29 protein-coding genes are annotated in these 19397 nt (G+C 62.3%); 24 read left to right on the top strand and 5 right to left on the bottom strand.

All coding sequences use genetic code 11. The annotated features are described in order from the left end of the window. Positions 1–14: 14 nt before the first annotated feature. The 4 genes from ACE3SS_RS06170 to ACE3SS_RS06185 are packed head-to-tail and all read left to right on the top strand — an operon-like array spanning position 15 to position 3882. Entirely contained in the window at positions 15–1058 is a 1044-nt protein-coding gene (locus ACE3SS_RS06170) for a type IV pilus twitching motility protein PilT (RefSeq protein ID WP_374592340.1), read from the top strand. Positions 1059–1095: 37 nt separating this feature from the next. Next, positions 1096–1761, top strand: a complete 666-nt coding sequence (locus ACE3SS_RS06175) for a Crp/Fnr family transcriptional regulator (protein ID WP_374592291.1) — start codon at positions 1096–1098, stop codon at positions 1759–1761. Between the two features lie 46 nt (positions 1762–1807). Then, the gene (locus ACE3SS_RS06180; RefSeq protein WP_374592292.1) at positions 1808–2944 is read left to right on the top strand and encodes a PilT/PilU family type 4a pilus ATPase; all 1137 of its coding nucleotides are present in this window, start codon (positions 1808–1810) and stop codon (positions 2942–2944) included. A 20-nt stretch (positions 2945–2964) separates the two neighbouring features. Then, complete coding sequence (locus ACE3SS_RS06185; protein ID WP_374592293.1) at positions 2965–3882, top strand: NAD(P)-dependent oxidoreductase; 918 nt, start codon at positions 2965–2967, stop codon at positions 3880–3882. Positions 3883–3897: 15 nt separating this feature from the next. Here the strand turns inward: ACE3SS_RS06185 and ACE3SS_RS06190 are convergent, their stop codons facing one another. From ACE3SS_RS06190 to ACE3SS_RS06200, 3 genes are read right to left on the bottom strand one after another with little or no spacing between them, the layout of a single operon-like run. Then, complete coding sequence (locus ACE3SS_RS06190) at positions 3898–4551, bottom strand: BON domain-containing protein (protein WP_374592294.1); 654 nt, start codon at positions 4549–4551, stop codon at positions 3898–3900. Next, the gene (locus ACE3SS_RS06195; protein ID WP_374592295.1) at positions 4548–5105 is read right to left on the bottom strand and encodes an SIS domain-containing protein; all 558 of its coding nucleotides are present in this window, start codon (positions 5103–5105) and stop codon (positions 4548–4550) included. The genes ACE3SS_RS06190 and ACE3SS_RS06195 overlap by 4 nt, the downstream gene beginning before the upstream one ends. Positions 5106–5158: 53 nt before the next feature. Beyond that, on the bottom strand, positions 5159–5533 hold the full coding sequence (locus ACE3SS_RS06200) for a YraN family protein (RefSeq protein WP_374592296.1): 375 nt from the start codon (positions 5531–5533) through the stop codon (positions 5159–5161). Here ACE3SS_RS06200 and rsmI point away from each other — a divergent pair. The 20 genes from rsmI to rplQ all read left to right on the top strand — a co-directional run bounded on the left by rsmI (position 5514) and on the right by rplQ (position 17599). Next, positions 5514–6470 (top strand): 16S rRNA (cytidine(1402)-2'-O)-methyltransferase, encoded by a 957-nt coding sequence (rsmI, locus tag ACE3SS_RS06205; RefSeq protein ID WP_374592297.1) that lies wholly within the window; start codon positions 5514–5516, stop codon positions 6468–6470. The two genes, ACE3SS_RS06200 and rsmI, sit on opposite strands and share 20 nt — an antisense overlap. A gap of 76 nt (positions 6471–6546) precedes the next feature. Next, complete coding sequence (tldD, locus tag ACE3SS_RS06210) at positions 6547–8010, top strand: metalloprotease TldD (protein WP_374592298.1); 1464 nt, start codon at positions 6547–6549, stop codon at positions 8008–8010. Between the two features lie 266 nt (positions 8011–8276). Further along, the gene (gene rplN, locus ACE3SS_RS06215) at positions 8277–8645 is read left to right on the top strand and encodes a 50S ribosomal protein L14 (RefSeq protein WP_088286487.1); all 369 of its coding nucleotides are present in this window, start codon (positions 8277–8279) and stop codon (positions 8643–8645) included. Positions 8646–8675: 30 nt separating this feature from the next. Then, the gene (gene rplX / locus ACE3SS_RS06220; RefSeq protein WP_374592299.1) at positions 8676–8993 is read left to right on the top strand and encodes a 50S ribosomal protein L24; all 318 of its coding nucleotides are present in this window, start codon (positions 8676–8678) and stop codon (positions 8991–8993) included. An 11-nt stretch (positions 8994–9004) separates the two neighbouring features. Continuing rightward, positions 9005–9559 (top strand): 50S ribosomal protein L5, encoded by a 555-nt coding sequence (gene rplE / locus ACE3SS_RS06225; RefSeq protein WP_374592300.1) that lies wholly within the window; start codon positions 9005–9007, stop codon positions 9557–9559. Between the two features lie 8 nt (positions 9560–9567). After that, the gene (gene rpsN, locus ACE3SS_RS06230; protein WP_374592301.1) at positions 9568–9873 is read left to right on the top strand and encodes a 30S ribosomal protein S14; all 306 of its coding nucleotides are present in this window, start codon (positions 9568–9570) and stop codon (positions 9871–9873) included. 30 nt (positions 9874–9903) lie between these two features. Then, positions 9904–10299 (top strand): 30S ribosomal protein S8, encoded by a 396-nt coding sequence (gene rpsH / locus ACE3SS_RS06235; RefSeq protein WP_374592302.1) that lies wholly within the window; start codon positions 9904–9906, stop codon positions 10297–10299. 19 nt (positions 10300–10318) lie between these two features. Next, positions 10319–10852 carry a 50S ribosomal protein L6 gene (rplF, locus tag ACE3SS_RS06240; RefSeq protein ID WP_374592303.1) on the top strand — a complete coding sequence of 178 codons (534 nt, stop codon included), beginning with the start codon at positions 10319–10321 and terminating at the stop codon, positions 10850–10852. A gap of 11 nt (positions 10853–10863) precedes the next feature. After that, entirely contained in the window at positions 10864–11232 is a 369-nt protein-coding gene (gene rplR, locus ACE3SS_RS06245; RefSeq protein ID WP_374592304.1) for a 50S ribosomal protein L18, read from the top strand. A gap of 27 nt (positions 11233–11259) precedes the next feature. Further along, positions 11260–11778 carry a 30S ribosomal protein S5 gene (rpsE, locus tag ACE3SS_RS06250; RefSeq protein ID WP_374592305.1) on the top strand — a complete coding sequence of 173 codons (519 nt, stop codon included), beginning with the start codon at positions 11260–11262 and terminating at the stop codon, positions 11776–11778. 22 nt (positions 11779–11800) lie between these two features. Further along, a complete protein-coding gene (gene rpmD, locus ACE3SS_RS06255; RefSeq protein ID WP_374592306.1) occupies positions 11801–11983 on the top strand; it encodes a 50S ribosomal protein L30 in 183 nt (60 codons plus the stop codon). A gap of 28 nt (positions 11984–12011) precedes the next feature. After that, positions 12012–12443: a 50S ribosomal protein L15 gene (gene rplO / locus ACE3SS_RS06260; RefSeq protein ID WP_374592307.1), complete on the top strand. Its 432-nt coding sequence runs from the start codon at positions 12012–12014 to the stop codon at positions 12441–12443. Positions 12444–12480: 37 nt separating this feature from the next. Further along, complete coding sequence (gene secY / locus ACE3SS_RS06265; RefSeq protein WP_374592308.1) at positions 12481–13803, top strand: preprotein translocase subunit SecY; 1323 nt, start codon at positions 12481–12483, stop codon at positions 13801–13803. A gap of 19 nt (positions 13804–13822) precedes the next feature. Continuing rightward, on the top strand, positions 13823–14041 hold the full coding sequence (gene infA / locus ACE3SS_RS06270; RefSeq protein WP_114403589.1) for a translation initiation factor IF-1: 219 nt from the start codon (positions 13823–13825) through the stop codon (positions 14039–14041). Positions 14042–14093: 52 nt separating this feature from the next. After that, positions 14094–14207 carry a 50S ribosomal protein L36 gene (gene rpmJ, locus ACE3SS_RS06275; protein ID WP_035036301.1) on the top strand — a complete coding sequence of 38 codons (114 nt, stop codon included), beginning with the start codon at positions 14094–14096 and terminating at the stop codon, positions 14205–14207. A 38-nt stretch (positions 14208–14245) separates the two neighbouring features. Next, positions 14246–14608 carry a 30S ribosomal protein S13 gene (gene rpsM / locus ACE3SS_RS06280; RefSeq protein WP_374592309.1) on the top strand — a complete coding sequence of 121 codons (363 nt, stop codon included), beginning with the start codon at positions 14246–14248 and terminating at the stop codon, positions 14606–14608. A 50-nt stretch (positions 14609–14658) separates the two neighbouring features. Continuing rightward, positions 14659–15060: a 30S ribosomal protein S11 gene (gene rpsK, locus ACE3SS_RS06285; protein WP_374592310.1), complete on the top strand. Its 402-nt coding sequence runs from the start codon at positions 14659–14661 to the stop codon at positions 15058–15060. Positions 15061–15316: 256 nt separating this feature from the next. Next, positions 15317–15940 (top strand): 30S ribosomal protein S4, encoded by a 624-nt coding sequence (rpsD, locus tag ACE3SS_RS06290; protein ID WP_374592311.1) that lies wholly within the window; start codon positions 15317–15319, stop codon positions 15938–15940. Between the two features lie 142 nt (positions 15941–16082). Beyond that, positions 16083–17072, top strand: coding sequence for a DNA-directed RNA polymerase subunit alpha (locus ACE3SS_RS06295; protein WP_374592312.1), 990 nt, complete (start codon positions 16083–16085; stop codon positions 17070–17072). A gap of 131 nt (positions 17073–17203) precedes the next feature. Further along, positions 17204–17599 carry a 50S ribosomal protein L17 gene (rplQ, locus tag ACE3SS_RS06300; protein ID WP_374592313.1) on the top strand — a complete coding sequence of 132 codons (396 nt, stop codon included), beginning with the start codon at positions 17204–17206 and terminating at the stop codon, positions 17597–17599. A gap of 107 nt (positions 17600–17706) precedes the next feature. Here the strand turns inward: rplQ and ACE3SS_RS06305 are convergent, their stop codons facing one another. After that, complete coding sequence (locus ACE3SS_RS06305) at positions 17707–18276, bottom strand: thioredoxin family protein (protein ID WP_374592314.1); 570 nt, start codon at positions 18274–18276, stop codon at positions 17707–17709. A 32-nt stretch (positions 18277–18308) separates the two neighbouring features. Further along, entirely contained in the window at positions 18309–19346 is a 1038-nt protein-coding gene (locus ACE3SS_RS06310) for a TonB-dependent receptor (RefSeq protein ID WP_374592315.1), read from the bottom strand. Positions 19347–19397: the final 51 nt, after the last annotated feature.

Here is a 19397-nt window from a genome sequence, read left to right on the forward strand (position 1 = left end):
CAACACATCAAAACATGGACATCACCCAACTGCTGGCGTTCTCGGTCAAGAACAAAGCGTCCGACTTGCACTTGTCCGCCGGCCTGCCGCCCATGATCCGGGTGCATGGCGATGTGCGTCGCATCAACGTCGACCCCATGGACCACAAGCAGGTCCATGACATGGTCTACGACATCATGAACGACACCCAGCGCAAGATGTACGAAGAGGTGCTGGAGTGCGACTTTTCATTCGAGATTCAAGGCCTGGCGCGCTTCCGCGTCAATGCCTTCAATCAAAACCGGGGCTCCGGCGCGGTGTTCCGGACGATTCCGAGCAAGATCCTGACGCTGGAGCAGCTCAACGCGCCCAAGATCTTCGCCGAGCTGGCCTTGAAGCCTCGCGGCCTGGTGCTGGTGACCGGGCCCACGGGTTCGGGCAAGTCCACCACCCTGGCGGGCATGGTCAACCACTTGAACGAAACCGAATACGGCCACGTGCTGACCGTCGAAGACCCGATCGAATTCGTGCACGAGTCGAAGAAGTGCCTGGTCAACCAGCGCGAGGTGGGGCCGCACACCATGAGCTTCGCCAACGCGCTGCGCTCGGCGCTGCGCGAAGACCCGGACTGCATCCTGGTGGGCGAAATGCGCGACCTCGAAACCATCCGCCTGGCGCTCACCGCCGCTGAAACCGGCCACTTGGTGTTCGGCACGCTGCACACGTCCAGCGCGGCCAAGACCGTGGACCGGATCGTCGACGTCTTCCCGGCCGCTGAAAAAGACATGGTGCGCGCGATGCTGTCCGAATCGCTGCAGGCGGTGATCTCGCAGTCGCTGTGCAAGCTGAAGGACGGCTCGGGTCGCGTGGCGGCGCACGAGATCATGATCGGCACCTCGGCCATCCGCAACCTGATCCGCGAGAACAAGATCGCGCAGATGTATTCGTCCATCCAGACCGGCCAGGGTCAGGGCATGCAGACGCTCGACCAGAACCTCACCGATCTGGTTCGCCGCAACGTCATTTCGCCGGCCGAGGCGCGCGCCAAGGCCAAGTTCCCCGAGAACTTCCCGGGGTGAGCGGCCGCATCGTGCCGCCCCTAGCTGAAGCGCTGTCGTGAAGAAACTCTTCGATCGTCTGCTGGGATCCCAGCGCCCGAGCGGGGCGGAGGCCGAGGCCAAGACAACCGGCCCGGACGACGAAGGCTATTTCGCCACCGTCTTCATGGAGCACCCACCGGGGCCGCAGGCAGCGCCGGCGTCACCCGCCGCCAGCAGCCGCTCGCGCCTGATCGGCAACGAGGCGTGCGACACCCCGCGCGGCCTGCTGCTGCTCAACAAGGTCTGGGGGCACGACCGCTACATGGCCGCGCTCACGCCCGAAGAGCGCAACCGGCTGGCGCAGTACCTCGAATTCGTCATCGTCCCGGCCGGGCGCGAGGTGATCTCGCAAGACCAGCCGGGCGACTTCGCGCTCATCGTGCTCGAAGGCATGGTGGCGGTCGATCGCGTGCAGCCCTGGGGTGCACGCGCGCGGCTCACCGAAGCGCGCGACGGCGACGTGCTGGGCGAGCTCTCGCTGCTCGACGCCGGCATGCGCTTCTCGGCCTGCGTCACGCTCAGCCGCTGCACCTTCGCGGTGGTCACCGTGCAGGCGCTCGACAACATCGCGCGCCACGACCCGCGGGTCGGCATGGCGCTGATGGCCTCGATGGCGCGGCGGCTGTCGCTGCGCATGCGGCAGGTCAGCGCGCGGCTCAGCGCCTTGCTCTCGGCCACTTGATTCCTCTCGTCACCTACTCAGAAATCCAGTCGGAAGGTTCGTCACCATGGAACGCGATCAGGCCTCGAAATTCATCACCGACTTGCTGCGCCTCATGGTCACGCGCGGCGGCTCCGATCTGTTCTTGACGGCCGACTTTCCGCCCGCCATCAAGGTCGATGGCAAGGTCACCAAGGTGTCGCCGCAGCCCTTGACCGCGCAGCACACCGTGGCGCTGGCCCGCTCGATCATGAACGACAAGCTGGCCGCCGAGTTCGAGCGCACCAAAGAGTGCAACTTCGCCATCGCGCCGGGCGGCGTGGGGCGCTTCCGCGCCAACGCCTTCGTGCAGATGGGCAGCGTCGGTCTCGTGCTGCGGGTGATTCCGCAAGAGCTGCCGACCATTGACGGCCTCGGGCTGCCGCAGGTGCTGAAAGACGTGGTCATGACCAAGCGCGGCCTGGTCATCATGGTGGGCGCCACCGGCTCGGGCAAGTCGACCACGCTGGCGGCGATGGTCGATTACCGCAACATCAATTCGCACGGCCACATCATCACCATCGAAGACCCGGTCGAATTCGTGCACCCGCACAAGAACTGCATCATCACGCAGCGCGAAGTCGGGCTCGATACCGACGGCTGGGAGCTGGCCCTGAAGAACACGCTGCGCCAGGCGCCCGACGTGATCCTGATGGGTGAAATCCGTGACCGCGAAACCATGGAGCATGCCGTGGCCTTCGCCGAAACCGGCCACCTGTGCATGGCCACGCTGCACGCCAACAGCGCCAACCAGGCGCTCGATCGCATCATCAACTTCTTCCCCGAAGAGCGTCGCGCCCAGTTGCTGATGGACTTGTCGCTCAACCTCAAGGCGCTGGTGTCGCAGCGCCTGTTGCCGCGCGAAGAAGGCAAGGGCCGCGTGCCGGCCGTCGAGATCATGCTCAACTCGCCGCTCATCTCCGATCTCATCTTCAAGGGCGAGGTCGGCGAGATCAAGGAGATCATGAAGAAGAGCCGCGAGCTGGGCATGCAGACCTTCGACCAGGCGCTGTTCGACCTCTACGAGGGCAACTACGTCAGCTACGAAGACGCGCTGCGCAACGCCGACTCGGTCAACGACCTGCGCCTGCAGATCAAGCTCAACAGCAACCGCGCCCGCAGCTCTGATTTGGCAGCGGGCACCGAGCACCTCACCATCGTCTGATACCCGCTTCGCGATTCGTCATGTCCGTTGTCTCTCCGCCTGTACCGCCGGCCGCGGCCGCGCCCGTCACCATCGCCTTTCTCGGGCTGGGCGTCATGGGTGCCCCGATGGCCGGGCACCTGGCCCGCGCGGGGCACCGCGTGCGCGTGTTCAACCGCACCGCCAGCAAGGCGCAAGACTGGCTGACGGCCGTCGGGCAAGAGCACGGCGCCAGCAGCTGGGCCACGCCGCGCTTGGCCGCGCAAGGGGCCGACGTGGTGATTTCGTGCGTGGGCGCCGACCGCGATCTGCGCGAGGTGGCGCTGGGCGAGCACGGCGCCTTTTCGAGTTTGGGCGACGGTGCTGTCTGGGTTGACCACTCCACCACCTCGGCCGAGGTGGCACAAGAGCTGGCCGCAGAGGGCTCGGCGCGCGGCATCGCGTTTGTCGATGCTCCCGTGTCCGGCGGCAACCTGGGGGCCATCAACGGCACGCTCACGGTGATGTGTGGCGGCGAGGCGGCGGCGTTCGAGCGCGTCAAGCCCGTGATCCACGCCTACGCGCGTGCCGTCACGCTGCTCGGCCCGGCCGGCTCGGGTCAGCGCGCCAAGATGGTCAACCAGATCTGCGTGGCCGGCGTGCTGCAAGGCCTGGCCGAGGCGCTGGCCTTCGGCGAGAAGGCGGGGCTCGACATGCCCGCCGTGCTCGAGGTGATTCGCCAGGGCGCGGCGCAGAGCTGGCAGATGGAGCACCGCGGCCCCACCATGCTGCAAGACCGCTTCGACTTCGGCTTTGCCGTCGACCTGATGCGCAAGGACCTCGCCTTGTGCCTGCACGAAGCCCGGCACATCGGCGCGCGCCTGCCGGCCACGGCGCTGGTCGATCAGTTCTACGCCGAGGTGCAATCGCAGGGCGGCGGCCGCTGGGACACCTCCAGCCTGATCAAGCTGCTGCGCTGAGCGGCGTCAGAGCGATCAGGGCGCGGTGCCCGGCGTCACAACCGGTGCCGGTCGGGTGGGCGCGGGTTGGTCGGCCAGTTCGGCCTCGGTGATGATCTCGAACACGCGCACCACCTTGGCCACGCCCGCGATGCTGCGCGCCAGATCGGTGGCGCGGGTGGCTTCGCGCTCGGTCACGCGACCCATCAGGTAGACGTTGCCGCGCTCGACGACGATGTCGAAGGCGTTACTGATCAGGTCTTTGGTATCGACCAGCGTCGCCTTGACCTTGCCTTGCAGCAGCACGTCGTTCGAGCGCGAGGTCAGCGAGCTGTTGAAGCCCACGGCCAGTTCATTGACCACCGATTTCACGTTCTCGACCCGGCTCAGGGCCTGCTCGGCCGCCGCCTTGTCGGCCTCGGTCGGCACCTCGCCGGTCAGCAGCGCCAGGCGGTTGTAGCTGTTGATGTTCACGTGGCCGCGGTCGCCCAGGGCTTCCTTGATGCGGTTGGCGCCTTTGATCTCGATGGACTTGTCTTCGACTTGCGCGCCCGAGGTGCGTCGGTCGGTGACCATCAGCGAGCCGCCAACGGCCGCGCCACCCACGATGAGCGGGGCGCAGGCTTGCAACGAAGCGGCAGCAGCGAGCGTCAGCACGGCGACGCGAAGGGTGGGGGCGATCGATTTCATGGGATGTGCTCTCCGAGCAATTGGGTGTCGATGGCGTCGCACAGGCAGTGCACCGCCAGCAGTTGAAGTTCGAGCAGGCGCCCGATGCGCTCGCCCGGCAGGGCGACCAGCACGTCGGTTTCGCGCAGCAGGTCGATCACGCTGTGGTCGCCCAGCGGCGTCAGCGCGATCACGGTCATGTCCTTGTCTTGCGCCGCCTCGATCACGGTGCGCGTGGCGCGGGCGTTGCCGCCGAGGGCCAGGCAGATCAGCAGGTCGCCAGGGTGTCCGAGGGCATGGATCTGCTGCACCGTGGTCAGCCCGGCCTGATCGGCCACGGCGATCGCGGCCAGCGGCGGGCGTTCGCGCTCGAAGCCGGCCAGAAAGAGACTCGTCAGGTGGCTGGCCAGCGCCGCCGCGCCATCCGGCCCGCAGGCCACCACCTTGTTGCCGGCGGTCAGGCAGGCCACGGCGGCTTGCACGGCCTGCGTCAGCGCGCGCGCGAGCGGCTCGGCGCACTGGTTCAGCAGGTCGGCGCCGTCGAAGAAGTGTTGTTGAATGCGAGCTTCCAGCATGGGCGTCGATGATAGGCCAAGGGTAGAGCCCGCTGCGGCGGCCGGGTTCCGTGTCAGCGCGGGCTGGCGTCGAACGCGGCGCGCAGCCACTCGATGGTGTCGCCGTCCAGGGCCACCACGTCGAACCGGCACGGCGGCCAGCTCGGCAGGCGCTGCAGATAGTGCTGGGCGGCGTAGATGCAGCGGCGCTGCTTGGCGGGCGTCACGCTGGCGGCCGCGCCGCCGTGGCTGCCGGCGCGGCGCGCGCGCACTTCCACGAACACCAGCGTGCCGTCGCGGTCGCGCATGATCAGGTCGACCTCGCCGCCGCGCGCGCTGGGTCCGCGCGCCACCCGATAATTGCGCTGCACCAGCTTCATGCCGCAGCCCAGCAGATGGGCCAGCGCGCGCTCCTCTGCCTCGTCCCCCTTGGATTTCGTTGTGACCATCGACGCCACTTTGTTGTTGCAAGCCGCCCATCATGCCGCGTCGACGCAGCACCATCCGGGCGGGGCGCTGTATCTCGTCGCCACGCCCATCGGCAACCTGGCCGACATCACCTTGCGGGCGGTGCACGTACTGAGTCTGGCCGACGTGGTCGCCTGCGAGGACACCCGCGTCAGCGCCCGCCTGCTGCAGCACCTCGGGCTGAGCAAGCGCCTGCTGGCCGTGCACGAGCACAACGAGGCGGCTTCGGCGGACGCCGTGGTCGAGGCGCTGCGGCGCGGCGAGCGCGTGGTCTACGTGAGCGACGCTGGCACGCCGGCGGTATCCGACCCCGGCGCGGTGCTGGTGCGCGCGGCGCAGGCGGCCGGCTGCCCGGTGATGCCGATTCCCGGGGCCAGCAGCGTGGTCACGGCCTTGAGCGCGGCGGGCGATGTCAACGGCACCGGCTTTCATTTCGCCGGCTTCCTGCCCGCCAAGGGCGCGACCCGGGCGGCGGCCTTGCGGCAGGCCTTGGCGCAACCCTGCAGCACGGTGCTGTTCGAGGCGCCGCACCGCATCGCCAGCCTGGCGCGCGAGGTGGCCGAGCTGGCCCCGCAGCGGCGCGTCACGCTGTGCCGCGAGCTGACCAAGCAGTTCGAGTCCATCGACACCCTCGTCGCCGCCGACTGGCCCGCTTGGCTGGCGGCCGATGCCCACCGCGAGCGCGGCGAGTTCGTGATCGTCATCCACGCCCCCCTGCCCGAGGCCGAAACCGAGGTGGTGCCGGAGGCGGCCGTCAGGCTGCTCGAGGCCTTGCTCGAACACCAGCCGGTCAAGGCCGCCGTGGCCTTGGTGGCCGACGCCACCGGCGCGGCGCGCAACGCGCTTTACGCGCGGGGGCTGGCCTGGCGTCAGGCGCGTGACGCGGCCGACGAATCTGACGAATCCGACGCCGACTGAACCGCGCTGCCCGGGCAGGGAAGACCAGTGGTCGAGTCGCCCGCAAGAATTCGGCGCCACTCCTACAATGCCCCGCATGAACTCACGCGACCCTGCCCTCGAACGCTTGGCCATCGCCCGCAGCCTGCTGCTCGATCCCTATGGACTCAGCGACGCCGCGCTCAGCAACGCGCTGCGCACCATCGCCGAGCACCGCACCGACGACGCCGATCTGTACTTCCAGTACACGCGCAGCGAAGGCTGGAGCCTCGAAGAGGGCATCGTCAAATCGGGCAGCTTCAGCATCGACCAGGGCGTGGGCGTGCGTGCCATCGCCGGTGAAAAGACGGCATTTGCCTACTCCGACGACATCTCCGAAGCCGCCTTGCTCGACGCGGCCCGCACCGTGCGCAGCATTGCCGTGGCGGGCGCCAGCAAGCGCGTCAAGGTGGCCGGCCGCGCCGCAGCGGCCAAGCCGCGTACGCTCTACCCCGCGCTCGACCCCATCGCCACGCTCGACAGCGCGGCCAAGGTCGCCCTGCTGGAGCGCATCGAGCGCAAGGCGCGCGCCAAGGATCCGCGCATCGTGCAGGTCATGGCCGGCCTGGCCGCCGAGTACGACGTGGTGCTCGTGGCCCGCGCCGACGGACTGCTGAGCGCCGACGTGCGCCCGCTGGTGCGCCTGAGCCTCACCGTGATCGCCGAGCAGAACGGCCGCCGCGAAGTCGGCTCGTCAGGCGGCGGCGGTCGTTTCGGGCTGGAGTCGTTCGACGAAGCCCGGCTCGATGCCTACGTCGACCAGGCGGTCCACGCGGCGCTCGTCAACCTCGAATCCCGCCCGGCCCAGGCCGGCGAGATGACCGTCGTGCTCGGCCCCGGCTGGCCCGGCATCCTGCTGCACGAAGCCATCGGCCACGGCCTCGAGGGCGACTTCAACCGCAAGGGCTCCAGCGCCTTCAGCGGCAAGGTGGGCAAACGCGTGGCGGCCAAAGGCGTGACGGTGCTCGACGACGGCACCCTGCCTGATCGCCGCGGCTCGCTCAACGTCGACGACGAGGGCAACACCACGCAGCGCAGCGTGCTCATCGAAGACGGCATCTTGCGCGGGTACATCCAGGATTCCATGAACGCGCGCCTGATGGGCGTCAAGCCGACCGGCAACGGCCGCCGCGAAAGCTACGCCCACGTGCCGATGCCGCGCATGACCAATACCTATATGTTGGGCGGCGACACGCCTCCCGACGAGATCGTCGCATCCATCAAGCGCGGCCTCTACGCCACCAACTTCGGTGGTGGGCAGGTCGACATCACCAGCGGCAAGTTCGTTTTCTCGGCGTCCGAGGCCTATTGGGTCGAGAACGGCAAGATCCAGTACCCCGTCAAAGGCGCCACGCTCATTGGCAACGGCCCCGATGCGCTAACCCGCATCAGCATGATCGGCAACGACATGAGCCTGGACAGCGGCGTCGGCACGTGCGGCAAAGAGGGGCAGAGCGTGCCAGTCGGTGTGGGGCAGCCCACGCTGCGCATCGACGGCCTGACGGTCGGCGGCACGGCCTGATCCGGTCGGCCGCGAACCCGGCGGGGCGTTGCTCGCTGAGCATTCAAAACTTTTTCTTCGCTTGGCTTGCGTTGCGAAGAAAAAGGAGTAATAATCTACGTCTTCGCCAATTGGTGGCTCAATCATTTCGGTTGAGTTCGCCGTTGGTTTCGCCCTGACAGGCGGCTTGCTGGGGTCATCGACAGGTGGCTTTGGTGGGTGGCTGACGGGCCCAAGACTGACCGTTGCCTCGTTCTGTTGGCTGCGGGATAAGTTGGGGAATAAACATGATCCAAATGCAATCGCGACTTGATGTCGCAGACAACACGGGCGCCAAGTCCGTCATGTGCATCAAGGTGCTGGGCGGCTCCAAGCGTCGTTACGCCGGTATCGGCGACATCATCAAGGTCAGCATCAAAGAGGCTGCGCCGCGTGGTCGCGTGAAGAAGGGCGAGGTATACAGTGCCGTGGTTGTGCGTACCGCCAAGGGTGTGCGTCGCCAAGATGGTTCGCTCGTCAAGTTCGACGGTAACGCCGCCGTGCTGCTCAATGCCAAGCTTGAGCCGATCGGTACGCGTATCTTTGGCCCGGTTACGCGTGAGCTGCGTACTGAGCGTTTCATGAAGATCGTCTCGCTCGCTCCCGAGGTGCTGTAAGCATTCGGTGCTCAGGCAAAGGACAGGCACATGAACAAGATTCGTAAAGGCGACCAGGTCATTGTTTTGACTGGTCGTGACAAGGGCAAGCGCGGCGAAGTGTCGTTGCGCGTGGATGCCGACCATGTGGTGGTTGCCGGCGTGAACGTGGTGAGGAAGCACGTCAAGCCGAATCCGCTGAAGGGGACGACGGGCGGTATCGTCGACCAGACTCAGCCGATCCATCAGTCGAATGTGGCGATTTTCAACCCGGCAACGGGCAAGGCTGATCGCGTTGGTATCAAGCTTCTGGCTGACGGCAAAAAAGTGCGCGTCTACAAGTCCAGTGGCGAAGAGATCAAAGCTTGATGGGGTTCGAGATGACTCAGCAAAAACAAGCTCGTCTGCAAGCCTTCTATCGTGAGAAGGTGGTGCCGGACCTGGTTCAAAAGTTTGGCTACAAGTCCGTGATGGAAGTGCCGCGTCTGACCAAGATCACGCTCAATATGGGTGTGAGCGAAGCGGTGTCCGACAAGAAAGTCATGGAGCACGCAGTCAACGATCTGACCAAGATCGCTGGCCAGAAGCCCGTCGTGACCAAGTCCCGCAAGGCTATCGCCGGTTTCAAGATCCGCGAGAACGTGCCTATCGGCACGATGGTCACGCTGCGCGGCGTCCAGATGTTCGAGTTCCTGGATCGCTTCGTGACGGTGGCTCTGCCTCGTGTGCGTGATTTCCGTGGTATCTCGGGTCGTTCTTTCGATGGCCGTGGCAACTACAACATCGGCGTCAAAGAGCAGATCATTTTCCCGGAAATTGAGTACGACAAGGTTGACGCCCTGCGTGGTTTGAACATCAGCATCACCACCACCGCGAAGACCGACGACGAAGCCAAGGCTTTGTTGACCGCGTTCCGATTCCCGTTCAAGAACTGAGGTGTTCTGTGGCTAAACTTTCGCTCATCCAGCGCGAACTCAAGCGCGAACAACTCGTCGCCAAGTTTGCTAAAAAGCGCGCCGAACTCAAGGCCATCATCGATGACTCCAAAAAGTCTGATGAAGAGCGTTATGCCGCTCGTCTCGAGTTGCAGAAGCTGCCCCGCAACGCCAACCCGACTCGTCTGCGCAACCGCTGCGAGTTGACTGGGCGCCCTCGCGGTACGTTCCGCCAGTTTGGTCTGGGCCGTATCAAGATCCGTGAGTTGGCATTCGCAGGTGACATCCCGGGTGTCACCAAAGCCAGCTGGTAATCGGTCCAGGGCACAGACAGGAGAGATCCAATGAGCATGAGTGATCCTATCGCCGACATGCTGACGCGCATCCGTAACGCACAAATGGTCGAAAAGGCTGTTGTCGTTATGCCGTCGTCGAAGCTGAAAGTGGCGATTGCCCAGGTCTTGAAAGACGAGGGTTATATCGATGGTTTCGCGCTGAAGGGTGAAACGGCCAAGCCGGAACTCGAAATCGCGCTGAAGTATTACGCCGGTCGTCCGGTGATCGAGCGCATCGAGCGCGTCAGTCGTCCTGGTCTGCGTATCTACAAGGGCCGTCACGACATTCCGCAGGTGCAAAACGGTTTGGGTGTCGCTATCGTGACGACGCCTAAAGGTGTCATGACTGATCGCAAGGCTCGTGCTGCCGGTATCGGCGGCGAGGTGCTCTGCTACGTCGCCTAAGGGTTGAGGAGAGATCGCAATGTCCCGCGTAGGAAAAATGCCGATCGCCGTCCCGCAAGGTGTGGACGTGACGATCAGTGCTGATCAAGTCAGTGTGAAGGGTGCCCTTGGTACGTTGGCGCGCCCGATCAATGGCTTGGTCACCATCAAGAAAGAAGACGGCAAGCTGCAAGTCGAGCCGATCAACGATTCGACTGAAGCGAATGCGATGTCGGGTACCGTGCGAGCACTGGTGGCCAATATGGTCAATGGTGTCAGCAAGGGCTTTGAAAAGAAGCTGACTTTGGTCGGCGTGGGCTTCCGGGCTCAGGCGCAAGGTCAGAAGCTGAATCTGCAGATTGGGTTCTCGCATCCGGTCATCAAAGACATGCCGACTGGCATCAAGGTCGAGACGCCGTCGCAAACTGAAATTCTCATCAAGGGAATGGATCGCCAAGTGGTTGGGCAGATTGCCGCTGAAGTGCGCGCCTTCCGTCCGCCTGAGCCGTACAAGGGCAAAGGCATCCGTTACGCCGATGAGCGCGTGGTCTTGAAAGAGACCAAGAAGAAATAAGGAGCAGCAACATGTCGTTGAACAAGAAAGAACAGCGTCTGCGCCGCTCCCGCCAAACCCGCGCGCGTATCGCGTTGCAGGGTGTGGCCCGCCTGACGGTGTTTCGCTCGAATCTGCACATTTATGCCAGCGTCATTTCTGGCGACGGCAACAAGGTGCTGGCGTCGGCCTCCACCGCCGAAAAAGAGGTGCGCGAGCAGCTCGGCAGCACGAGCAAGGGCGGCAACGTCAATGCAGCCCAGCTGATTGGCAAGCGTATTGCTGAAAAGGCCAAGGCTGCAGGGGTTGAGAAGGTTGCGTTTGATCGCGCCGGTTTTGCATATCACGGCCGTGTCAAGGCTCTGGCTGAGGCTGCGCGTGAAGCCGGTCTGCAGTTCTAAGTCTCGCTGCTAACGAAGGAATCTGAAATGGCTAAGTTTCAACCCAAGGTGGCAGACGAAGGTCGCGACGACGGTCTGCGCGAGAAAATGATTCAAGTGAACCGCGTGACCAAAGTGGTCAAGGGTGGTCGGATCATGGGTTTCGCTGCGCTCACCGTTGTTGGCGACGGCGATGGTCGTGTTGGCATGGGCAAGGGCAAGGCTCGTGAAGTGCCTTTGGCTGTGCAAAAGGCCATGGACCAGGCACGCCGCAACATGGTCAAGGTATCGTTGAAAAACGGTTCTGTTCATCACAACGTGCGTGGCGAGCACGGCGCAGCCAAGGTTCTGTTGGCGCCTGCTCCTGCAGGTACCGGCATCATCGCTGGTGGTCCGATGCGCGCTGTTTTCGAGGTCATGGGCGTAACCGATATCGTGGCGAAGAGTCTAGGCTCGAGCAACCCGTACAACATGGTTCGTGCAACGTTTGATGCGCTCAAGAATGCGACGACGCCTGCTGAAGTTGCAGCCAAGCGTGGCAAGACCATCGAAGAAATTTTCAACTGAGCGTTGAAACCCGGAGTCCATCATGACTGACAAAAAAACGGTCACTGTGCAATTGGTCCGTAGCCCGATCGGCACGCGTCAATCGCATCGCGCCACGGTTCTCGGCCTAGGGCTGCGCAAGGTCAACAGCCAGTCGACCCTTGAAGACACGCCTGCAGTGCGCGGCATGATCAACAAGATCGCCTACTTGGTGAAGGTGCTGTAAGCATCTCTGGCTTAGGTTGGAATACATCATGGAACTGAACACCATCAAACCAGCTGGCGGCTCGAAGCACGCCAAGCGTCGCGTCGGTCGCGGCATCGGCTCAGGCCTGGGCAAGACGGCTGGTCGCGGTCACAAGGGGCAGAAGTCCCGTGCTGGCGGCTATCACAAAGTCGGTTTCGAGGGCGGTCAGATGCCCTTGCAGCGTCGTCTGCCGAAGCGTGGCTTCAAGTCGCAACAGCTCAAGTACAACGGCGAAGTGACCTTGGCCGACTTGGAGGCGCTCGGCGCAGCCGAAGTGGATCTGTCGTCGCTCAAGCAAGCGGGCTTGGTGTCTCAGTTGGCCAAGGTCGTGAAAGTCATTAACACCGGTTCGTTGAGCAAGAAAGTGGCGCTCAAGGGCATCGGTGCCACGGCTGGCGCAAAGGCCGCAATCGAAGCTGCTGGCGGGTCGTTGGCCTGAATCAGGCCAGGCTCAAAGCAGGATCAAAAGGTTCAGCGTGGCGAATAACGCAACACAAAATGCGGCTCAGCTAGCCCAGAGTGGAAAATTCGGCGATTTGCGTCGCCGTCTCGTTTTCCTGCTGCTGGCGTTGGTTGTGTATCGCATCGGTGCGCATATTCCTGTGCCAGGGATTGATCCTGCTCAGCTGCAGCAGCTCTTCAAGGGGCAGCAAAGCGGCATTCTGAGCCTGTTCAACATGTTTTCCGGTGGAGCGCTGTCTCGCTTCACAGTGTTCGCGTTGGGGATCATGCCGTACATCTCGGCGTCCATCATCATGCAGTTGATGGGTTATGTGATCCCTTCGCTTGATGCGCTGAAGAAGGAAGGTGAGGCTGGTCGTCGCAAGATTACGCAGTACACGCGTTATGGAACGGTGGCGCTGGCTCTTTTCCAATCCATGGGTATTGCCATGGCTTTGGAGGGGTCTGCAGGGTTGGTGATTTCGCCGGGTTTCGGTTTCCGACTGACGGCAGTGGTCAGTCTGACGGCTGGTACCTTGTTCCTGATGTGGCTGGGTGAGCAGATCACCGAGCGCGGCTTGGGTAACGGTATTTCGATTCTGATTTTCGGTGGTATTGCTGCGGGCTTGCCGAATGCGATTGGCGGGTTGCTTGAGTTGGTTCGCACTGGTGCAATGAGCATCGTGGTTGCACTGCTTATCGTTCTGGTTGTTGCTGGCGTGACCTACTTCGTGGTGTTCGTTGAACGTGGTCAGCGCAAGATTTTGGTGAATTACGCCAAGCGTCAGGTCGGCAATCGCGTATATGGAGGTCAGTCCTCGCACCTGCCCTTGAAGATCAATATGGCTGGGGTTATCCCGCCAATCTTCGCCTCGTCGATCATTTTGCTACCCACCACAGCTGTGAATTGGTTTGCGACTGGTGAGAGCATGCGGTGGCTTAAGGATATTGCTGGTGCATTGTCCCCAGGTCAACCGATCTACGTCTTGCTGTACACGGTTGCGATTGTATTTTTCTGCTTCTTTTACACGGCACTGGTTTTCAACAGCCGTGAGACCGCAGACAACTTGAAGAAAAGCGGTGCATTCATTCCCGGCATCCGTCCTGGAGAGAACACTGCTCGATATATCGACAAGATCTTAGGGCGGCTCACTTTGGGTGGTGCCATTTACATCACGGCGGTGTGTTTGCTGCCGGAGTTCTTGGTCCTGAAGTACAACGTTCCCTTCTATTTTGGCGGCACGTCGTTGTTGATTATTGTTGTTGTGACAATGGATTTCTGGGCTCAGGTTCAGTCATACGTTATGTCGCAGCAGTATGAATCGCTGCTGAAAAAGGCGAATTTCAAAGCAAATTGAGCGCGGACTGCAGGAAGACATGGCGAAAGACGACGTCATCCAGATGCAGGGTGAGATTGTAGAAAACTTGCCTAATGCAACTTTCCGCGTGAAGTTGGAGAACGGTCACGTCGTGCTGGGGCACATTTCCGGCAAGATGCGTATGCATTACATCCGCATCCTGCCTGGTGACAAGGTGACCGTAGAGCTGACTCCGTATGATTTGAGTCGCGCTCGCATCGTCTTCCGGGCGAAGTGAGCTTCATTGTTAACCCGGAAGCGTTGGCGATTTAGAGGTCAAGGAGAAGACCATGAAAGTTTCGGCATCCGTCAAGAAGATGTGCCGCAATTGCAAGATCATCCGTCGCAAGGGCGTGGTGCGTGTAATTTGCACGGACCCGCGTCATAAGCAGCGCCAAGGCTAAGCCTGGGCACGCGACGAACTATCCGATAGAGGACGCACATGGCACGTATCGCTGGCATCAATATTCCGCCGCACAAGCACACTGAGATTGGTTTGACCTCGATCTACGGGATCGGGCGCACCACCGCGCAACAAATCTGCGACGCTTGCGGCATCGCCTATAGCAAGAAGGTCAAGGATCTGACCGACGCCGATTTGGAAAAATTGCGCGATGAAGTGGGCAAGCTCACCATCGAAGGCGATCTGCGCCGTGAGATTTCCATCAATATCAAGCGTTTGATGGATTTAGGCTGCTATCGCGGCTTCCGTCATCGTCGTGGTTTGCCGATGCGGGGTCAGCGCACTCGCACCAATGCACGTACCCGCAAGGGTCCGCGTAAGGGCGTGAGCCAAAAGAAGTAAGCTAACGCGTAGTCGCTTCGAACACAGAACAAGTTTGAGAGAAGGTCAGCATGGCTAAAGCTGCTAACACCGCCGCCCAACGCGTGCGCAAGAAGGTCCGCAAGAACATTGCGGACGGTATCGCTCACGTTCACGCGTCGTTCAACAACACGATCATCACGATCACGGATCGCCAGGGCAATGCATTGTCGTGGGCGTCCAGCGGTGGTCAAGGGTTCAAGGGCTCACGTAAATCGACGCCTTTTGCTGCTCAGGTTGCCGCAGAAGTGGCAGGCCGTGCTGCTCAAGAACAAGGCATCAAGAATCTCGACGTCGAAATCAAAGGGCCGGGTCCTGGTCGTGAATCGTCGGTTCGTGCTTTGGCCTCTTTGGGCATTCGCATCACGTCCATCTCCGACGTGACCCCTGTGCCGCACAATGGTTGCCGCCCGCAGAAGCGTCGTCGCATCTAAAGGGATCGTCAGATTTCAGGCCGGCTCCTTTTGGCGAGAGTTGGTCAAAATCGGTTAAACTTTCAAGTTTCCGCTTGCCGGCACGGCTTTTGGCTGTGCCGGCGCTTTCATTGATGAGGGCTTTCCGCTGTTCGCGGCAGATCGCGCCGACTCCAAGCCCACCGTCTGAGCGCATTCAACAACACTCGCCAGACTCGCGCGGCGTTCATCTGTTGATCAGGTGATTCCGCGTTAGATATTCAAAGAGGACATTAACGTGGCACGTTATCTCGGCCCCAAGGCCAAACTTTCTCGCCGTGAAGGCACCGACCTGTTCCTGAAGAGCGCACGCCGCCCGATCAGCGACAAGGCGAAGTTCGACTCCAAGCCTGGTCAGCATGGCCGCACCTCGGGATCTCGCACCTCGGACTTCGGTCTGCAATTGCGTGAGAAGCAGAAGGTCAAGCGCATGTATGGCGTGCTGGAGAAGCAATTCCGCCGCTACTTCGCCGAGGCCGAGCGCCGCAAGGGCAACACCGGCGCCAACCTGCTGCTCCTGCTGGAATCGCGTCTGGACAACGTTGTCTATCGCCTTGGCTTTGGCTCCACCCGCGCCGAAGCGCGTCAGCTGGTTTCGCACAAGGCCATCACCGTGAATGGTGAAGTGGTGAACATCCCGTCGTACATGGTCAAGGCGGGTGACGTGGTGGGCGTGCGTGAGAAGTCGAAGAAGCAAACCCGCATTCACGAAGCTGTCAAGCTGGCCGAGTCGATCGGCCTGCCGGGCTGGGTGCAGCTCGATGCTGCCAAGCTCGAAGGCGTGTTTAAGAAGACGCCTGACCGCGACGAGTTCGGTGCCGATATCAACGAATCGTTGATCGTCGAGCTGTATTCGCGTTGATCTATTGGTTGACGCGATGCTGGGCGGCGGGTGCTGCCCATGCGGTAGTTCGCGTCGCCGCGTACCGCTCCGGGGCAGATGCCCCGGTTGGTCCATCAGCCTTATCGGTGTAACGAGCCGAGGGTATTGACAGGAAGACCTCATGCAAACGAATTTGCTGAAACCCAAAGCCATCCAAGTTGAACCGCTGGGTGGCCATCGCGCCAAAGTGACGCTGGAGCCGTTTGAGCGCGGCTATGGCCACACGCTGGGCAACGCGCTGCGTCGCGTGCTGCTGTCGTCGATGGTGGGTTATGCGCCGACCGAAGTCACCATCGCCGGTGTGCTGCACGAGTACTCGGCAATCGACGGCGTGCAAGAAGATGTGGTCCACATCATGCTCAACCTCAAGGGCGTGGTGTTCCGTCTGCATAACCGCGACGAAGTGACCCTGGTGCTGCGCAAGGAAGGCGAAGGCCCCGTGACGGCCGCCGACATCCAGACGCCGCACGACGTCGAGATCATCAACCCTGAGCATGTGATCGCGCATCTGTCGCAAGGCGGCAAGCTGGACGTGCAGATCAAGGTTGAAAAGGGCCGCGGCTACGTGCCGGGTTCGCTGCGTCGCTACGGTGACGAATCGACCAAGGCGATCGGCCGTATCGTGCTGGACGCGTCGTTCTCGCCGGTCAAGCGCGTGAGCTATACCGTGGAAAGCGCCCGCGTCGAGCAGCGTACCGATCTGGACAAGCTGGTGGTTGAGATCGAAACCAACGGCGCCATTTCGCCGGAAGAAGCCATCCGCGCTTCGGCCAAGATCCTGGTCGAGCAACTGGCGGTGTTCGCGCAGCTGGAAGGCAGCGACATCGGCAGCGTGTTCGATGCGCCGGCCAAGAGCGCGCAGCAGTTCGACCCGATTCTGCTGCGTCCGGTCGACGAGCTCGAGCTCACGGTGCGTTCGGCAAACTGCCTCAAGGCCGAAAACATCTACTACATCGGCGACCTCATTCAGCGTACCGAGACCGAGCTGCTCAAGACCCCGAACCTGGGTCGCAAGTCGCTCAACGAAATCAAGGAAGTGCTGGCCTCGCGTGGTCTCGCCCTGGGTTCGCGTCTCGAGAACTGGCCGCCGCAAGGTCTGGACAAGCGTTGATCGCTTGTTGATGAATGCGCCAGCACGTGACAGCGTGCTGGCGTTTGGAAGAGCAGAGGCAAATTGCCTCGTTGTGCAACCCGCAGTACCTGATCCGGCTGCGGGGATAAATATGGAAAGGAAAGCACATCATGCGTCACGGAAATGGTCTCCGTAAACTGAACCGTACTTCGGCACATCGCCAAGCGATGCTGCGCAACATGGCTAACTCGCTCATCGAGCACGAGGCCATCAAAACCACGCTGCCGAAGGCAAAAGAACTGCGTCGCGTTGTCGAGCCGCTGATCACGCTGGCCAAGGTGCCGAGCTTGGCGAACAAGCGCCTGGCTTTCGACCGTCTGCGTAACCGCGACAACGTGGTGAAGCTGTTCAACGTGCTGGGCCCGCGCTTCAACGCTCGTCCGGGCGGCTACACCCGCATCCTGAAGATGGGCTTCCGCGTGGGTGACAACGCGCCGATGGCCTACGTTGAGCTGGTCGAGCGCACTGAAGCCGCCGCTGCCGAGGGCACCGACAAGGCTGAATAAGCCATGGGCTGTATCCCGTCGGGAGCGGGGTACCGTCAAAGAAAAAGCCAGCGTGAGCTGGCTTTTTTTGTTTTGGACGACGACTTTGTTGTGTCGCGGCTCAAGCCTCAGTGTTGGGGCTTGTCTTGCGTGCGCTCGGCAGTCGACTTGAAAAATTGATAAACACCTTGGTTGCTCATGCGCCGGGCATCGGCGAGTTCGCCGGCGTGGGTGGCATAGAGCACGCGGCTGTCGGCGGTGAGCAGCACGGCGGCCGGGATGCCGTTCTTGATGGGGTTGCCGTAGGTGGTGGCGATATCCAGGTTGTGGTTGAAGTTGCCCACGTCGATCTTGACCAGTTCGAATTCGTGAGACAGCAGCTCGGCGGTAGCGGGGCTCTTGATCGCTTGATCAAGCGCGCGGCAGTCTTCGCACCAGTTGGCGCCGAAGATCAGCAGCACGGGTTTATGGCTTGTGGCCGATTGACTCAGCGCGTGACGAACGTCCGCCTTGGCATCGGCGTTTTCGCAGTAGGCATGGTCGCACGCGACGGCGCTGAGCGTCATCCAGGCCAGAACGAATGACAGGGTGGTGGAGGCGGCGCGGCGCAGGCGTATGGACGGGCGCGGCCCTAGCGCTGCGCCGTAGCTCGGTGCGACGCATGCGCCGCGGAGCGTGAGTGAGGGCAACAGATTCATGCGTGCACTCCACATGTTCAAACCAAGCCAGATCAGAAGGCGTGGCGCAAACCGATGGATGCGGTGAAGCGCGGCACGAGTTGGACGCCATTGACGTTCTGATGGAGCGGCAGTTGGACGTAGCCGTAAACCGAAGTCTGGTTGCCGAGCGGGACGGCCACGCCGGGGCTGACGTACAACAAGGTGCCGCCGCTGTTGGCCGTGTCGGCTTGGGCGCCCGTATCGCGACTGGCGTGGCGAACGTTGATCTGCACCTGCGGCTGCACGGATGGCAGCCCCAGGTAGCGCCAACCTGCATTGAGATTCAGGCCATTGCCGGGGCGGTAGTCGTCGCGCGCATGGAGCGGTGCCTGAAACAGGCCTTGGACGAAATAGTCCCAACTCGGGTTGAGCGAAGCGGAGTAGGTCAGGCCGACGATGGCGTCGGTCGTGCCGGTGCCGGGCTGCAAGCCTCGATCCAGATCGACGGCACCGGGCGCGCCGGGGTCGGTCGATGTGCCGGTTTTGGTGTGACTGCCCGTGGCGAGCTTGAGGCCAGCGATCAGCGCAAGATTGCGCTCGGGTGTCAGCCCCAGGTAGCGACCAAGGACTTTCATGTCGCCCAGGCTCGACGTGTGCGAGTGGAATTGCCTGCCATCAGCCCCGGCAGTGACGCCGTCAGAGGCATCGCCCAATGTGCTGTGGCTGCGAGACACATAAGGCAACTGAACGTTGATGCCCCAATCGGGTTGCGGGCTGTAGTCGAGCGCGGCGGTGAAGTAGTGATTGCGCGTGTACTGCTCGACTTCTTGCGGCTCACCGTCGTTGACGACCTGGCTGGCCGCCTGCGGCGAGATGCGGTGCGTGCCTTGTCGCAGTTGGCTCTGATTCAGGTAGTCGTAACGCAGATCGAGCTTGACGCCGGCACCGGTGTTGCCGTTCGAGGCGACCCAGTCGGGGCTGAGGTTGCAGCCGCAGCTGGAGCAAGCCCAGGCAGTGGACGAGGTGGCCAGCAGTGCAATCAACGCGCCAGTGAATTGGATGGAATCGGTGACAGCGGGAAAGAGTCGGTGCGAACGATGTGCGAGCATGAGGCGATCTTTCGAAAGCGTGAATTGGAGCAGAAGCGTCGGGTGCGGCGT

This window comes from Aquabacterium sp. (assembly GCF_041915145.1).
Taxonomy (GTDB): domain Bacteria; phylum Pseudomonadota; class Gammaproteobacteria; order Burkholderiales; family Burkholderiaceae_C; genus Aquabacterium.

Coding starts and splice junctions, on each gene's coding strand:
- ACE3SS_RS06170 (WP_374592340.1), top strand. CDS start 15: ATGGACATCACCCAACTGCTGGCGTTCTCGGTCAAGAACAAAGCGTCC.
- ACE3SS_RS06180 (WP_374592292.1), top strand. CDS start 1,808: ATGGAACGCGATCAGGCCTCGAAATTCATCACCGACTTGCTGCGCCTC.
- ACE3SS_RS06185 (WP_374592293.1), top strand. CDS start 2,965: ATGTCCGTTGTCTCTCCGCCTGTACCGCCGGCCGCGGCCGCGCCCGTC.
- ACE3SS_RS06190 (WP_374592294.1), bottom strand. CDS start 4,551: ATGAAATCGATCGCCCCCACCCTTCGCGTCGCCGTGCTGACGCTCGCT.
- ACE3SS_RS06195 (WP_374592295.1), bottom strand. CDS start 5,105: ATGCTGGAAGCTCGCATTCAACAACACTTCTTCGACGGCGCCGACCTG.
- ACE3SS_RS06200 (WP_374592296.1), bottom strand. CDS start 5,533: ATGGTCACAACGAAATCCAAGGGGGACGAGGCAGAGGAGCGCGCGCTG.
- tldD (WP_374592298.1), top strand. CDS start 6,547: ATGAACTCACGCGACCCTGCCCTCGAACGCTTGGCCATCGCCCGCAGC.
- rplN (WP_088286487.1), top strand. CDS start 8,277: ATGATCCAAATGCAATCGCGACTTGATGTCGCAGACAACACGGGCGCC.
- rplX (WP_374592299.1), top strand. CDS start 8,676: ATGAACAAGATTCGTAAAGGCGACCAGGTCATTGTTTTGACTGGTCGT.
- rplE (WP_374592300.1), top strand. CDS start 9,005: ATGACTCAGCAAAAACAAGCTCGTCTGCAAGCCTTCTATCGTGAGAAG.
- rpsH (WP_374592302.1), top strand. CDS start 9,904: ATGAGCATGAGTGATCCTATCGCCGACATGCTGACGCGCATCCGTAAC.
- rplF (WP_374592303.1), top strand. CDS start 10,319: ATGTCCCGCGTAGGAAAAATGCCGATCGCCGTCCCGCAAGGTGTGGAC.
- rplR (WP_374592304.1), top strand. CDS start 10,864: ATGTCGTTGAACAAGAAAGAACAGCGTCTGCGCCGCTCCCGCCAAACC.
- rpsE (WP_374592305.1), top strand. CDS start 11,260: ATGGCTAAGTTTCAACCCAAGGTGGCAGACGAAGGTCGCGACGACGGT.
- rpmD (WP_374592306.1), top strand. CDS start 11,801: ATGACTGACAAAAAAACGGTCACTGTGCAATTGGTCCGTAGCCCGATC.
- rplO (WP_374592307.1), top strand. CDS start 12,012: ATGGAACTGAACACCATCAAACCAGCTGGCGGCTCGAAGCACGCCAAG.
- infA (WP_114403589.1), top strand. CDS start 13,823: ATGGCGAAAGACGACGTCATCCAGATGCAGGGTGAGATTGTAGAAAAC.
- rpmJ (WP_035036301.1), top strand. CDS start 14,094: ATGAAAGTTTCGGCATCCGTCAAGAAGATGTGCCGCAATTGCAAGATC.
- rpsM (WP_374592309.1), top strand. CDS start 14,246: ATGGCACGTATCGCTGGCATCAATATTCCGCCGCACAAGCACACTGAG.
- rpsK (WP_374592310.1), top strand. CDS start 14,659: ATGGCTAAAGCTGCTAACACCGCCGCCCAACGCGTGCGCAAGAAGGTC.
- ACE3SS_RS06295 (WP_374592312.1), top strand. CDS start 16,083: ATGCAAACGAATTTGCTGAAACCCAAAGCCATCCAAGTTGAACCGCTG.
- rplQ (WP_374592313.1), top strand. CDS start 17,204: ATGCGTCACGGAAATGGTCTCCGTAAACTGAACCGTACTTCGGCACAT.
- ACE3SS_RS06305 (WP_374592314.1), bottom strand. CDS start 18,276: ATGAATCTGTTGCCCTCACTCACGCTCCGCGGCGCATGCGTCGCACCG.
- ACE3SS_RS06310 (WP_374592315.1), bottom strand. CDS start 19,346: ATGCTCGCACATCGTTCGCACCGACTCTTTCCCGCTGTCACCGATTCC.